Genomic DNA, 14,317 nt, shown 5'->3' with positions numbered 1-14,317 from the left:
TCAGAGGTTTTCATAGCGGTTCATATCCAGCACACCCTCTTCCACCGGCGTAGTTTCGCGGATGTAGGTCGACAGATCGTGGAAGTACTCCCAGAACTGCGGATGACTGCGGCGCACACCCCAACGATCGACGATTTTCTCGAAGTGCTGGGCGTCCCGGGCACTTTCCATCGCCGCGACAAACGCCGGCACCTGCTCGGCCGGGATATTGAACATGAAGTTCGGATAACTGCTCAGCACGCCGGGGTAGACCGTCAACGTGTCCAGGCCCGGTTGATAGCGAGAAGCCTCACCCAGCATGAACGCGACATTACTGTGGGCACGGTTGCGCAGCAGGCTGTAGACCTCACGATGACCGGTGCGGGTTTCGACGCGCAGCATGGTTGCTTCCGGCAATTGGTCGATAACCTTGAGCCCCGCCGCCGGGCGTGATGTCAGGCGACTCAGGGCCTGCTCGGCATCGCGCAGCACCGGCTCGAGGCTCGGCCGCGAGCAATAGGCGCCGACACAGCGATTGATCGGGTCCGGGCTGGCATTGAGGTCGCCATAACGGGCCAGCAACTGGTTGACGAAATCGCGTTTCGGGTCCGTTTCATTCAGCTTCAGACCGGTGGGTTTATCGTCGTCGATCGACTCATAGTCCATCCACAACTTGACCTTGCCGCCGTTCTGATACCAATCGTCGAGGAAATCCTCCCGCGAATTGGCCGGCATCAGGCGCAGGAAGTTCTGTTCCGCGCCATTGCGGATCAGGTCGAAGTACAAGCGGGTCTGGGCCTGATGGGAGACGTTGCCGAACACGTCAAAGTTGACCACCAATTGGTAGTAGGTGCGCTCCAGCAACGGATAATCGAACAACCACAGCGTCTGCGGGACTTCACCGATCAGGCCTTTGTTGACCGACGCGCTGTCGAAGTGACGGAAGATACTCAACAACGCATTGTCATTGCCGACCCACAGCGTCGACCAACCGGGCGCAGGCAACTCGCCATAGCGGTACCGACGCAGCGCTTCGTACTCGTTGCGCTTGTCACGGTACTTGAGCCACAGGCTGAGCACGCTGCCCACGTCGTCGTTCTGCCCGGGCATTGCCAACAACGGCGTGGCCCGACCGCGATAGAGCGGATCGGTGATGTACAGGTCGTGTTCGGGGGCCTGGAACAGTGCCCAGAAATTGTCGCGGATCACGTCCGTGGCGATCTGGCCCCGGCACACCGGGCCGCGGATGAAGGTGCGGACAAAGTACTCGGCGTTATCGAGCATGAACTGGTAGCGCGCCTGGGCCGGAATCGCCTCGAACGTCTCGAACGGGTTGGCACGACGGCCAGGGCCGTAGCCCGGCAAGGCGGTGACCTGCCAGTCGCCGCTGTAGAACAAGGCTTTGACCCGTTCCATTTTCGCCGCGCTGAGCGGGTACGTGATGTGGGTCTTATGGACGATCACCCCTTGTATCGGCCACAGCCGGTAGTAGATCCGGGTACCGGGATCGTCGTTGGGGCGACGGGTATTGATCAGGTCGATCGGCTGACCACTGGGGGTGCGCGAACGGACCCACTGGAAGAAATGCCCCGGCTCACCGCCTTCGAAATACAGGTGGGCGATAAACAGGTGTTCAAACAGCCAGCGGGCGACCAGGCTTTCGCGGGCGCCGGGGGCGTTGAACAGGTTTTCCCACTGCAGCACCTGCGCGGCTTCCAGGGCGCTTGGCGCCACGCCCTGTTGGTCAATCGGCGCACCGGAGGCCAGCCAGCGTCGCAGGGTCTGGTACTGCTGGTCGCTCAAACCGGTCACGGCCAGCGGCATGCCTTCATTGGGGTGCGCGTCGGCGTAAGCGTCGAACTCCCCTGGTAGCGGGCACATGTTCTCGCGGTTCAGGCCCAGCACGATGTCGTCCGGCAGCTTGCCGTTGGGCTGCAACGGCGTGCGGCGGTGGCCCAGTTCGAGCATGCGCGCCATCAGCGCGGCCTGGCTGCCTTGGGCGTCGAGCACGGAACTGAAGCCTTCGTGCCGCCAGGCGGCCTTGCCGAACGCGTCGTAGAACAGGCGCGTCGGCTTGGTCGCCTGGCTGCGATCACCATCGTAGACCAGCACCTTGGTCGCCCCCCGCGCTGCGCCCTCGCCGCTGCCCAGGTTCAACTGGCAGGCCGAGTCGTAGCAGGCATGGCACGCTACGCATTTCTCAGTGAAGATCGGTTGGATATCACGGGTGTAGGAAATCGCCGGAGCGGAATCTTGGGCCTGTGCGGTGCTGCCAATCAGCAACAGAATGAAGCTGATGATGATGCGATACGGCATGAGCCTGGTCCCAATATATAAAGCCAAAATAGAAAACCCGGCGGATTCTACCGGTCTAACACTGACATCAACATGAACGATATTCATGCAAAACCTGCACATGCTCCAAATCCACACAGGTTTGCTATGATCCACGCCCTCCGTAATGCCTGACCAGAGTAGTCCCATGTCCGATCGTAGCGCTCGTCTGCAAGCCCTTCACCAAGCCCTCAAGGAACGTATCCTGATCCTCGATGGCGGCATGGGCACTATGATCCAAAGCTATAAGCTGGAGGAAGAAGACTATCGTGGTAAACGCTTCGCCGACTGGCCCAGCGACGTCAAGGGCAACAACGACCTGTTGCTGCTCAGCCGCCCGGACGTCATCGCCTCCATCGAGAAGGCGTACCTGGATGCCGGCGCCGACATCCTCGAAACCAACACGTTCAATGCCACCCAAGTGTCCCAGGCCGATTACGGCATGGAGTCGCTCGCCTACGAGCTGAACGTAGAGGGCGCCCGTGTGGCGCGCAAGGTGGCCGACGCCAAGACCCTGGAGACCCCGGACAAACCGCGTTTCGTCGCCGGCGTGCTCGGCCCGACCAGCCGTACCTGCTCGCTGTCGCCGGATGTGAACAACCCCGGCTACCGCAACGTGACCTTCGATGAACTGGTGGAGAACTATACCGAGGCCACCAAGGGCCTGATCGAAGGCGGTGCGGACATGATTCTCATCGAAACCATTTTCGACACCCTCAACGCCAAGGCTGCGATCTTTGCCGTGCAGGGCGTGTTCGAGGAACTGGGCTTCGAACTGCCGATCATGATCTCCGGCACCATCACCGACGCCTCCGGCCGTACCCTGTCGGGCCAGACCACCGAAGCGTTCTGGAACTCGGTCCGCCACGCCAAGCCGATTTCCGTGGGCCTCAACTGCGCCCTGGGCGCCAGCGAGTTGCGTCCATACCTCGAAGAGCTGTCGAACAAAGCCAACACTTATGTGTCCGCGCACCCCAACGCCGGCCTGCCCAACGAATTCGGCGAGTACGACGAATTGCCGGCACAAACCGCCAACGTCATCGAGGAATTCGCCCAGAGCGGTTTCCTGAACATTGTCGGCGGCTGCTGCGGCACCACGCCGGGGCATATCGAAGCCATCGCCAACGCCGTGGCCGGTTACGCGCCGCGCCAGATCCCGGACATTCCCAAGGCCTGCCGCTTGTCGGGCCTGGAGCCGTTCACCATCGATCGCCAGTCGCTGTTCGTCAACGTCGGCGAACGCACCAACATCACCGGCTCCGCGCGTTTCGCCCGGCTGATCCGCGAAGACAACTACACCGAAGCCCTCGAAGTCGCCCTGCAGCAGGTGGAAGCCGGCGCCCAGGTGATCGACATCAACATGGACGAAGGCATGCTCGATTCGAAGAAGGCCATGGTGACCTTCCTCAATCTGATTGCCGGCGAGCCGGACATCTCCCGCGTGCCGATCATGATCGACTCTTCCAAGTGGGAAGTGATCGAAGCCGGCCTCAAGTGCATCCAGGGCAAGGGTATCGTCAACTCCATCAGCATGAAGGAAGGCGTCGAGCAGTTCATCCATCACGCCAAGCTGTGCAAACGCTATGGTGCGGCCGTGGTGGTGATGGCCTTCGACGAAGCCGGCCAGGCCGACACCGAAACGCGCAAGAAAGAGATCTGCAAACGCTCCTACGACATCCTGGTCAATGAAGTCGGTTTCCCGCCGGAAGACATCATCTTCGACCCGAACATCTTCGCGGTCGCCACCGGTATCGAAGAGCACAACAACTACGCGGTCGACTTCATCAACGCCTGCGCCTACATCCGCGACGAGCTGCCGTATGCACTGACGTCGGGTGGCGTGTCCAACGTGTCGTTCTCGTTCCGCGGCAACAACCCGGTGCGCGAGGCGATCCACTCGGTGTTCCTGCTGTACGCGATCCGCAACGGCCTGACCATGGGCATCGTCAACGCCGGCCAGTTGGAGATCTACGACCAGATCCCGGCCGAACTGCGCGATGCAGTGGAAGACGTGGTGCTCAACCGTACCCCGGACGGCACCGACGCCCTGCTCGCCATCGCCGACAAGTACAAGGGCGACGGCAGCGTCAAAGAAGCCGAAACCGAGGAATGGCGCGGCTGGCCAGTCAACAAGCGTCTGGAACACGCGCTGGTCAAGGGCATCACCACGCACATTGTTGAAGACACCGAAGAATCCCGGCAGTCGTTCGCGCGCCCGATCGAAGTGATCGAAGGCCCGCTGATGTCCGGCATGAACATCGTCGGCGACCTGTTTGGCGCCGGCAAAATGTTCCTGCCCCAGGTGGTCAAGTCCGCACGCGTCATGAAACAGGCCGTGGCCCACCTGATCCCGTTCATCGAGCTGGAGAAAGGCGACAAGCCGGAAGCCAAGGGCAAGATCCTGATGGCCACGGTGAAGGGCGACGTGCATGACATCGGCAAGAACATCGTCGGCGTGGTGCTGGGGTGCAACGGCTATGACATCGTCGATCTGGGCGTGATGGTGCCTGCGGAGAAGATCCTGCAGGTGGCCAAGGAACAGAAGTGCGACATCATCGGGCTGTCCGGCCTGATTACGCCGTCCCTCGACGAGATGGTCCACGTCGCCCGCGAAATGCAGCGCCAGGACTTCCACCTGCCGTTGATGATCGGCGGCGCCACCACCTCCAAGGCGCACACGGCGGTGAAGATCGAGCCCAAGTACAGCAACGATGCGGTGATCTATGTGACCGACGCCTCGCGCGCGGTGGGCGTGGCCACGCAACTGCTGTCCAAGGAGTTGAAGGCCGGTTTCGTCGAGAAGACCCGCCTGGAATACATCGAAGTCCGCGAGCGCACCTCGAACCGCAGCGCGCGCACCGAACGCCTGAGCTACCCGGCGGCGATCGCCAAGAAGCCGCAATTCGACTGGAGCACTTACACGCCGGTCACGCCGACCTTTACCGGCGCCAAGGTGCTGGACAACATCGACCTCAAGGTGCTGGCCGAATACATCGACTGGACCCCGTTCTTTATCTCCTGGGACCTGGCCGGCAAGTTCCCGCGCATCCTCACCGATGAAGTGGTGGGTGAAGCCGCCACCGCGCTGTATGCCGATGCCCAGGAAATGCTCGCCAAGCTGATCGACGAGAAGCTGATCAGCGCTCGCGCGGTGTTTGGCTTCTGGCCAGCCAACCAGGTGAAGGACGACGACCTGGAAGTCTACGGCGAAGACGGCAAGCCCCTGGCAACCTTGCACCACCTGCGCCAGCAGATCATCAAGACCGACGGCAAGCCGAACTTCTCCCTTGCCGACTTTGTCGCGCCTAAAGACAGCGGCATCACCGACTACGTGGGTGGTTTTATCACCACCGCCGGCATCGGCGCCGAGGAAGTGGCCAAGGCTTACCAGGACGCGGGCGACGACTACAACTCGATCATGGTCAAGGCCCTGGCCGACCGCCTGGCCGAAGCCTGCGCCGAATGGCTGCACCAGCAGGTGCGCAAAAACTACTGGGGTTATGCCAAGGACGAGCAACTGGATAACGAGGCGCTGATCAAAGAGCAGTACAGCGGCATCCGCCCTGCCCCCGGCTACCCGGCGTGCCCCGACCACACCGAGAAAGGCACCTTGTTCCAACTGCTGGACCCCGAGGCCCGCGAGATGCAGGCCGGTCGCAGCGGTGTATTCCTCACCGAACACTACGCGATGTTCCCGGCGGCAGCGGTCAGCGGTTGGTACTTCGCCCACCCGCAGGCGCAATACTTCGCCGTGGGCAAAGTCGACAAAGACCAGGTGGCGAGCTACACCGCACGCAAAGGCCAGGACCTGGCCGTGACCGAGCGCTGGTTGGCACCGAACCTGGGTTACGACAACTAAGCGCGCGCAGATTGTCTATGCTTGCCTCACACACCTTGTGTCGAGGCACGTATGGACGATCCAGCCAACAACAAGCCGCCTACCCTGTGGCAGATGCTGCACAGCGTCGTCGCCGCCGCCTTTGGCGTACAGAGCGGCAAGAACCGCGCCCGCGACTTTACCCATGGCAAGCCCAGCCACTTTGTGGTTCTGGGTATTCTGTTCACGGCGGTGTTTGCCTTGACCCTGTTCGGCATCGTCAAGCTGGTGTTGCTGCTGGCCGGGGTTTAGCGCAGCAGCAGTTGCATGCTGAAGGGATAGCGATAGGACGCGGGCTTGCCCACGGCGGACAGTGCACGAAAATTCACCGTCGGCGTGGGTCCCAACAATCGCCGCGCCTGGGCGGCATCGATCAGTTGGAATAACGCCTCACGGCGGTCGCGCCCGCCATAGGCGCCAATGTCCACGCCCTTGGCATCATCATGGATCAGCACCATCGCCCACCCGCCCACGGTGAAATGCCCGGCGACCAAGGACGACAACCGGCCGTTTAGACGCTCGCGCAAGATCTCCGGCGAGCTGTTGACCGCACTGAACAGCGCGTCCTTGCCGGGCAACCGCCCGCTGTCCTGGAACGCCTGCATGGCACCCAGCGCCATCTGATCGTTGGCCGACCACACCAGCGCCGTCTGCGGGTAGCGCTTGAACAGCTGCGTCGCTTGCTCAAAGGCGCGCTCGCGGCTCCACTCGCCATAGACCAACTGACGCAGGCGCACCTCGGGATGCTCGGCCAGTGCTCGGTGCATGCCTTGTTCTCGCAACAGGGCAACGGGGGTGGTCTTGATGCCGGAAAATGCCAACAGGTCGAGGGATTCGCCGGGCGCAACTCGACCGTGCTGGCGCAACATGTCCTTGAGCATCAAGTAGCCAGCCTGTTCGTCGTCGGCTACCAGGCTGCCAATCAAATTGATGCCATCGTGGGCACCCAACAAACGCACTTGGTCGGAGGTCAGCGCACTGGTCACCACCAGCAATTTGACGCCACTGCCCTGGGCCATGCGCAGAATCTGCGGTGCAACATACTGCTCATTCACCAGTACCAGGTAATCAGGCCGCTCGCTGCCTTGCAGCACCTCTCGGGCCTGGGTCAGCGTGTTGTGGGGATCGCGCTCGCCATAGCGCACACGCAAATCCAGGCCGAGGTCCTTGGCCGCGGCCTGCATGAACTGCGCATAGCTGACCCAAAAGGTTTCCGTCGACGTGCCCGGGTTGAGAAACACCACCGACGCCGCCTGGGCCATTCCGCAAAACGCCGGCACCAGCAACCACACGCACGTAAACAAAACCTTCAACATGGTTATTCAAGCCTTGAACATTGGCCGCCATGATACTGGCAATCAGACAGTCATTCGAGGCTCAGTCAACGCTCTTATTGATGGCCGACCCAAAACACCGCAGTCCCTACCACGAGAATGATCAGGAATAGAATGGCCCAGGCGTCCACAGTACTGTCGGGTTTACGGGCTTTTGTCGAATTGCTCATCGCATCGCCTCTTGTCGGTTTTATAGGTGATTGCATTCAGACTCGCCCACAGTAAAGTCGATGATTGCCCGCATGACAAATGTGGGTATGCTAAAAATCGTACCCATTAGTCGATTTGGTTCTTTGCATATACTCAAACATCACTTTTGCGCATAAACGCAAACTGGTATCGTGCCCCGGCTCCGTTGGGAGTGCGCGGCCGTGCGCGCAGATTTGCCGAGAACAGGACCTATATGTACGTATACGACGAATACGATCAGCGCATCATCGAGGACCGCGTCAAGCAGTTCCGTGATCAGACCCGACGCTACCTAGCAGGTGAACTGAGCGAAGAAGAGTTCCGCCCTCTGCGCCTGCAAAATGGCCTTTATGTGCAGCGCTTTGCGCCGATGCTGCGGGTGGCCGTGCCTTATGGCCAACTGACTTCGCGCCAGACGCGCATGATGGCCAAGATTGCCCGCGACTTCGACAAGGGCTACGCCCACATCAGTACCCGCCAGAACGTACAGTTCAACTGGCCGGCACTGGAAGATGTGCCAGACATCCTGGCTGAACTGGCCACCGTGCAGATGCACGCCATTCAGACCAGCGGTAACTGCCTGCGCAACGTGACCACCGACCAATTCGCCGGGGTTGCCGCCGACGAACTGATCGACCCGCGCCCCTGGTGTGAAATCGTCCGCCAATGGACCACGTTCCACCCCGAATTCGCTTACCTGCCGCGCAAGTTCAAGATCGCCATCAATGGCTCGACGTCGGACCGTGCGGCGATCGAAGTGCATGACATCGGCCTGGAGCCGGTCCACAACGCCGCCGGCGAGCTGGGCTTCCGTGTCTTGGTGGGTGGCGGCCTGGGGCGTACCCCGGTGGTCGGCGCGTTTATCAACGAGTTCCTGCCGTGGCAGGACCTGCTGAGCTACCTCGACGCGATCCTGCGGGTCTACAACCGCTACGGCCGTCGCGACAACAAGTACAAAGCCCGGATCAAGATCCTGGTCAAAGCGCTGACCCCTGAGGTGTTCGCCCAGAAAGTCGACGCCGAGATGGAACACCTGCGCGGCGGCCAGACCACCCTGACCGAAGCCGAAGTCCACCGTGTGGCCAAGCACTTCGTCGACCCCGAGTACAAGGCCCTGAGCAATCAGGACGCCGAACTCGCCGCGCTCGACCAGCAGCACCCAGGCTTCGCTCGCTGGCGTACACGCAACACCCTGGCGCACAAAAAGCCGGGCTATATCGCCGTGACCCTGTCGCTCAAGCCTACCGGTGTCGCCCCCGGCGATATCACCGACAAGCAGCTGGACGCCGTGGCCGACCTGGCCGAGCGCTACAGCTTCGGTCAACTGCGCACCTCCCACGAGCAGAACATCATTCTCGCGGACGTGGAGCAGAGCCAACTGTTCACCCTGTGGGGCGAACTGCGCGAAGGTGGTTTTGCCACGCCGAACATCGGCCTGCTGACCGACATCATCTGCTGCCCGGGCGGCGACTTCTGCTCCCTGGCCAACGCCAAGTCGATCCCGATTGCCGAATCGATCCAGCGCCGTTTCGACGACCTGGACTACCTGTTCGACATCGGCGAGCTGGACCTGAACATTTCCGGCTGCATGAACGCCTGTGGTCACCACCACGTCGGCCACATCGGCATCCTGGGCGTGGACAAGAAAGGCGAAGAATTCTACCAAGTGTCCCTGGGTGGCAGCGCCAGCCGCGATGCGAGCCTGGGCAAGATCCTCGGCCCATCCTTCGCCCAGGAAGCCATGCCCGAGGTGATCGGCAAACTGATCGATGTGTACATCGAGCAGCGCACCGAAGATGAGCGTTTCATCGACACCTACCAGCGCATCGGCATTGACCTGTTCAAGGAGCGCGTCTATGCAGCGAATCATTAAGAACAACGAAGTCGTCGACGAAACCTGGCACCTGCTGCCCAAGGACGCGACCTTCGACGGCATCTCCAACTGCGACGACCTGATCGTGCCGCTGGCCCTGTGGCGCGAGCACGGCCATGCGCTCAAGGCCCGCGACGGCGGCCTGGGCGTGTGGCTGGACGCCGATGAAGAAGCCGAAGAGATCGGTGACGACGTGGCTCACTTCCAGGTCATCGCCCTGAACTTCCCGGCCTTCACCGACGGGCGCAACTACTCCAACGCGCGCCTGCTGCGTGACCGCTACGGTTACAAGGGCGAATTGCGCGCGATTGGCGACGTGCTGCGCGACCAGCTGTTCTACCTGCACCGCTGCGGGTTCGATGCCTTCGCCTTGCGCGCCGACAAAGACCCGTATGAAGCGCTGGAGAGCCTCAAGGATTTCTCCGTGACGTACCAGGCTGCAACGGACGAACCGCTGCCGCTGTTCCGTCGGCGTTAAGCGTTAACGTCGTGAAAAGCCCTGGCATGCCAGGGCTTTTTTTATGCTTTGATTTTGATCGACGCCAGCACCTGTTTCTGCCCCATGGAACACGGCACACCTTCCGGCTGCGCCCGCACCGCCTCGATCACGCCCAGCAGCTGCGCCTTGCTGTGCGCCAGTTGCACCTGCATCCCTTCGATCTGCTGCACCTTACGCTCCAACGCCTCAATCAGTTCCTCGCGCTTGTGCTCGCCCGGGGCCGGCATCAATGCCTTGAGTTCCTGCAAGGTAAACCCGGCCTGTTGCGCGCTCTGGATCAGTTGCAGGGTTTGCAGCGCTTCGGGTGCATAACGCCGATAGCCGTTGGCCTGCCTCCCCACCTGGCTGATCAACCCTTCGGCTTCATAAAAGCGAATACGCGACGCCGCCAGCCCGCTCTGTTTTGCCAGTTCGCCAATATTCATCGTCACGCCTGCTTGACATTAAAGTTAACTTTAATCTTAGCCTGAGGCCTCACCCGCTCAGGAGTCAACCATGTCACCTTTCAAACCCCTGCAACTGCCCAACGGCCAAGTCCTTGCCAACCGTATCGCCAAGGCCGCGATGGAGGAAAACATGGCGGACGCCCAACAAGCGCCGTCCAGCGAATTGAAGCAGCTGTACCAGGCCTGGGCGGATGGCGAGCCTGGCTTGCTGCTGACGGGCAACGTGATGATCGACCGCCGCGCGATGACCGGCCCCGGCGGCGTGGTCCTTGAAGACGAGCAGCAGCTCGACAGCTTTCGCGAATGGGCGGCCATCGGGCGAAACAAGGGCGGGCACTTCTGGGTCCAGCTCAATCATCCGGGGCGCCAGACGCCGGCCAACCTGCGCCAGCAAGCCTTGGCGCCTTCCGCCGTAGCCCTCGACCTGGGTGGTTTTTCGAAAATGTTCGCCAAGCCCAAGGCCATGTCCGAAGACCAGATACAGAACGTGATCACGCGCTTTGCCACCAGCGCGCACCTGGCCGAGAAAGCGGGCTTTAGCGGCGTGCAGATCCACGGCGCGCATGGCTACTTGCTAAGCCAATTTCTCTCGCCCCTGAGCAACCGGCGCACCGATCACTGGGGCGGTTCCCTGCAAAACCGCGCGCGCTTGCTGCTTGAAGTGATCAAGGCCGTTCGTGCCAGTGTCAGCCCCTCGTTTTGCGTGGGGGTGAAACTCAACTCGGCAGACTTCCAGCGCGGCGGCTTCGACGCAGAGGATGCGCGCGCCGTGGTCGAGTTGTTGAATCCGCTACCCATCGACCTGCTGGAGCTGTCCGGCGGTAGCTATGAAGCACCGGCCATGCAAGGCGAAGCCCGGGACGGGCGGACCCTGGCCCGCGAAGCGTATTTCCTGGAAATGGCCCGCGAACTGGCGGCCATCGCCAAAATGCCCGTGATGGTGACCGGTGGCATTCGTCGCCTGCCGGTGGTGCAGCAAGTCCTCGACAGCGGCATCGCCATGGCCGGCATTGCCACCGCCCTGACCCTGGAACCGCAACTGATCAAACACTGGCGCGAAGGGCGCGACCTCAACCCGCAACTGAAACCGATCAGCTGGCAGCGCAAGCCTCTCGCCGCCCTCGCCACCCTGGCCGTGGTGCGTGACCAGATGCGCCGCCTGAGCCGCGGCCAGCGCCCCAATCGCAAAGTCGCGCCCTGCATGGCGCTGCTCCGCGACCAATGGTTTATCGCCCGGCGCACTCGCCAATACCGCACAACCATGACGCAATCTTCACATTAAGCACGGAGCATTCGCCGTGATCGAACTGTCCTCTATTGATCAGCCACTTTTAACCTCACTGACGATTGGAGTTCTTCATGGCGAAAATCAACTTGGCCCAGCAATTGGCGTCCACCCTTGAACAGGCGGGCATCAAGCGCATCTGGGGCCTGACCGGCGACAGCCTCAACGGCCTCACCGACGCCCTGCGCACCATGGACAGCATCGAATGGATGCATGTGCGCCACGAGGAAGTCGCCGCCTTCGCCGCCGGTGCCGAAGCCGCCGCCACCGGCGAGTTGACGGTGTGCGCCGGCAGCTGCGGGCCGGGCAATCTGCATTTGATCAACGGCCTGTTCGATTGCCATCGCAACCACGTGCCGGTGCTGGCCATCGCCGCACAAATCCCGTCTTCCGAAATCGGCCTGAACTACTTCCAGGAAACCCATCCCCAGGAACTGTTCAAGGAGTGCAGCCACTTTATCGAACTGGTGACCAACCCCGAGCAGATGCCCCAGGTGCTGCATCGGGCCATGCGCTCGGCGATCCTCAACCGCGGCGTGGCGGTAGTGGTGATCCCTGGGGATGTGTCGCTGCTGGAAGTGGAAGACACGCTCAAACCCTGGCCGCCCCTGCATGCGCCGCGCACCCTGCCGGCAGAACAGGACCTGCAACGCCTGCGCGAAATCCTTAACAGCAGCCAGAAAACCACCCTGTTGTGCGGCAGCGGTTGCGCCGGCGCCCATGCCCAAGTGGTGGCCCTGGCCGATGCCTTGGGCGCGCCGGTGGTAAACGCCTTGCGCGGCAAGGAGCATGTGGAATGGGACAACCCGTTCGACGTGGGCATGACCGGTCTGATCGGTTTCAGCTCCGGCTACCACGCCATGCTCAATTGCGACACGCTGATCATGCTCGGCACTGACTTCCCTTATCGCCAGTTCTACCCCACCGACGCGAAGATCATCCAAGTCGATCGCAACCCCCAGGCACTGGGCCGGCGCGCCACCCTGGACCTGGGCATCGCCGCTGACGTGAGCGAGACCCTCGATGCACTCCTGCCGCACCTGACCCGCAAGACCGACCGCAGCTTCCTCGAAACGTCCTTGGAGCACTACCAGAAAGCCCGCCAGGGCCTCGACGACCTGGCACAACCGTCAAAGGCCAACCGACCGATTCACCCGCAATACGTGGCGCGCTTGCTCAGCGAACTGGCCGACGACGACGCGATCTTCACCGCCGACGTGGGCTCGCCCACCGTATGGGCCGCACGCTACCTGAAGATGAATGGTAAGCGCCGCCTGATCGGCTCGTTCAACCACGGCTCGATGGCCAATGCCATGCCCCAGGCCATCGGCGCGCAGGCGGCCTTCCCTGGGCGGCAGGTCATTTCGATGTCCGGCGACGGCGGTTTTACCATGTTGATGGGGGATTTCATCTCGCTCGCGCAGTTGAAACTGCCGGTGAAAGTCATCGTGTTCGATAACGCGTCACTCGGTTTTGTCGCCATGGAAATGAAAGCTGCCGGCTACCTTGACACCGGCACCGCGCTAAAAAACCCGGATTTCGCGGCGATGTCCAATGCGATGGGCATCCTGGGCATTCGCGTGGAGCAATCCGAAGACCTCGAACCGGCCCTGCGTCGCGCCCTGGCCCATGATGGCCCGGTGCTGGTAGACGTGGTGACGGCGACCCAGGAACTGGTGATGCCACCCAGCATCAAGCTGGAGCAGGCCAAGGGTTTCAGTCTGTACATGCTCAAGGCAGTGATGAGCGGGCGCGGCGATGAAGTGATCGAGTTGGCGCGTACCCACTGGTTGCGCTGATGTGAACACAGGCTGACGGGCTGGCTCGCGATTGCGCTGCTTCAGTGAATGCATCTTCAACTGATACATCGCCATCGCGAGCCAGCCCGCTCCCACATCGGCGATCAGCCGTGCTGTTTTTCTACCCACTTGCCGTAGGCATCGATAAACGCCTGCAGAAACGGCTTGGTCTTCTCCGACAGTTTGCCGGCCTCATCAAACACACTGCCCGCGCCACCCAGATAGGCTTCAGGCTGCTGCATGCACGGCACATCGAGGAACACCAGGGACTGGCGCAGATGGTGGTTGGCGCCAAAGCCGCCAATCGCCCCCGGCGAGACACTGATGATCGCCCCCGGCTTGCCACTCCAGGCGCTTTGCCCATAAGGGCGCGAGCCCACATCGATGGCATTCTTCAGCGGGGCGGGCACGGAGCGGTTGTATTCCGGGGTCACGAACAGCACTGCGTCGGATGACCGCACTTGTTGACGGAAAGTACTGTAGGCTGCGGGCGGCGATGCCCCGTCGATGTCCTCGTTGTAGAGCGGCAAATCGCCAATTTCGACAATGTTCAATGTGAGGTTGGCGGGGGCCAGTTCGGCCAATGCCAGGGCGACCTTGCGGTTGATCGACTCTTTTCTCAAGCTGCCCACCAGGACGGCAATCGTGTAGACCTTGCTCATTGAGGTTTCCCGACGTCTGACTAAAGGAGTGTGTAGTTAT

The 14,317-nt window shown here is 61.6% G+C and carries 10 protein-coding genes; 6 read left to right on the top strand and 4 right to left on the bottom strand.

Annotated features, from left to right (window positions below; genetic code table 11):
* Positions 1-2,295: a fatty acid cis/trans isomerase gene (locus tag U5A08_RS12575; RefSeq protein ID WP_253395256.1), complete on the bottom strand. Its 2,295-nt coding sequence runs from the start codon at positions 2,293-2,295 to the stop codon at positions 1-3.
* Between the two features lie 166 nt (positions 2,296-2,461).
* Here U5A08_RS12575 and metH point away from each other — a divergent pair, with 166 nt between their 5' ends.
* Together metH and U5A08_RS12565 are read left to right on the top strand one after the other, a co-directional pair.
* Positions 2,462-6,172 carry a methionine synthase gene (gene metH, locus U5A08_RS12570; RefSeq protein ID WP_321851769.1) on the top strand — a complete coding sequence of 1,237 codons (3,711 nt, stop codon included), beginning with the start codon at positions 2,462-2,464 and terminating at the stop codon, positions 6,170-6,172.
* A gap of 51 nt (positions 6,173-6,223) precedes the next feature.
* Entirely contained in the window at positions 6,224-6,442 is a 219-nt protein-coding gene (locus tag U5A08_RS12565) for a DUF2970 domain-containing protein (protein WP_247397725.1), read from the top strand.
* Here the strand turns inward: U5A08_RS12565 and U5A08_RS12560 are convergent.
* Complete coding sequence (locus U5A08_RS12560; RefSeq protein WP_253395253.1) at positions 6,439-7,506, bottom strand: ABC transporter substrate-binding protein; 1,068 nt, start codon at positions 7,504-7,506, stop codon at positions 6,439-6,441. The genes U5A08_RS12565 and U5A08_RS12560 overlap by 4 nt on opposite strands.
* A gap of 421 nt (positions 7,507-7,927) precedes the next feature.
* On the opposite strand from U5A08_RS12560, the gene U5A08_RS12555 reads away from it, so the two are divergent.
* Together U5A08_RS12555 and U5A08_RS12550 are read left to right on the top strand one after the other, a co-directional pair.
* Positions 7,928-9,586 carry a nitrite/sulfite reductase gene (locus U5A08_RS12555; RefSeq protein ID WP_253395250.1) on the top strand — a complete coding sequence of 553 codons (1,659 nt, stop codon included), beginning with the start codon at positions 7,928-7,930 and terminating at the stop codon, positions 9,584-9,586.
* Complete coding sequence (locus U5A08_RS12550; protein WP_247397716.1) at positions 9,570-10,064, top strand: DUF934 domain-containing protein; 495 nt, start codon at positions 9,570-9,572, stop codon at positions 10,062-10,064. The genes U5A08_RS12555 and U5A08_RS12550 overlap by 17 nt, the downstream gene beginning before the upstream one ends.
* Before the next feature lie 41 nt (positions 10,065-10,105).
* Here U5A08_RS12550 and U5A08_RS12545 read toward each other — a convergent pair whose 3' ends face one another.
* A complete protein-coding gene (locus U5A08_RS12545; protein WP_321851765.1) occupies positions 10,106-10,510 on the bottom strand; it encodes a MerR family transcriptional regulator in 405 nt (134 codons plus the stop codon).
* Between the two features lie 70 nt (positions 10,511-10,580).
* Between U5A08_RS12545 and U5A08_RS12540 the strand changes: the two genes are divergently transcribed.
* Both U5A08_RS12540 and poxB read left to right on the top strand, forming a co-directional pair.
* Entirely contained in the window at positions 10,581-11,813 is a 1,233-nt protein-coding gene (locus U5A08_RS12540; protein ID WP_321851764.1) for an NADH:flavin oxidoreductase/NADH oxidase family protein, read from the top strand.
* Positions 11,814-11,890: 77 nt separating this feature from the next.
* Positions 11,891-13,615: a ubiquinone-dependent pyruvate dehydrogenase gene (gene poxB / locus U5A08_RS12535; RefSeq protein WP_321851761.1), complete on the top strand. Its 1,725-nt coding sequence runs from the start codon at positions 11,891-11,893 to the stop codon at positions 13,613-13,615.
* Between the two features lie 104 nt (positions 13,616-13,719).
* Here the strand turns inward: poxB and U5A08_RS12530 are convergent, their stop codons facing one another.
* The gene (locus U5A08_RS12530) at positions 13,720-14,277 is read right to left on the bottom strand and encodes an NADPH-dependent FMN reductase (protein WP_247399385.1); all 558 of its coding nucleotides are present in this window, start codon (positions 14,275-14,277) and stop codon (positions 13,720-13,722) included.
* Between the last annotated feature and the right edge of the window lie 40 nt (positions 14,278-14,317).

The sequence above is a fragment of the Pseudomonas paraveronii genome, assembly GCF_963681955.1.
Taxonomy (GTDB): Bacteria; Pseudomonadota; Gammaproteobacteria; order Pseudomonadales; family Pseudomonadaceae; genus Aquipseudomonas; species Aquipseudomonas paraveronii.
The sequence above is the reverse complement of the archived record's forward strand: the minus strand, read 5'-3'. Positions and strand labels throughout refer to the sequence as shown.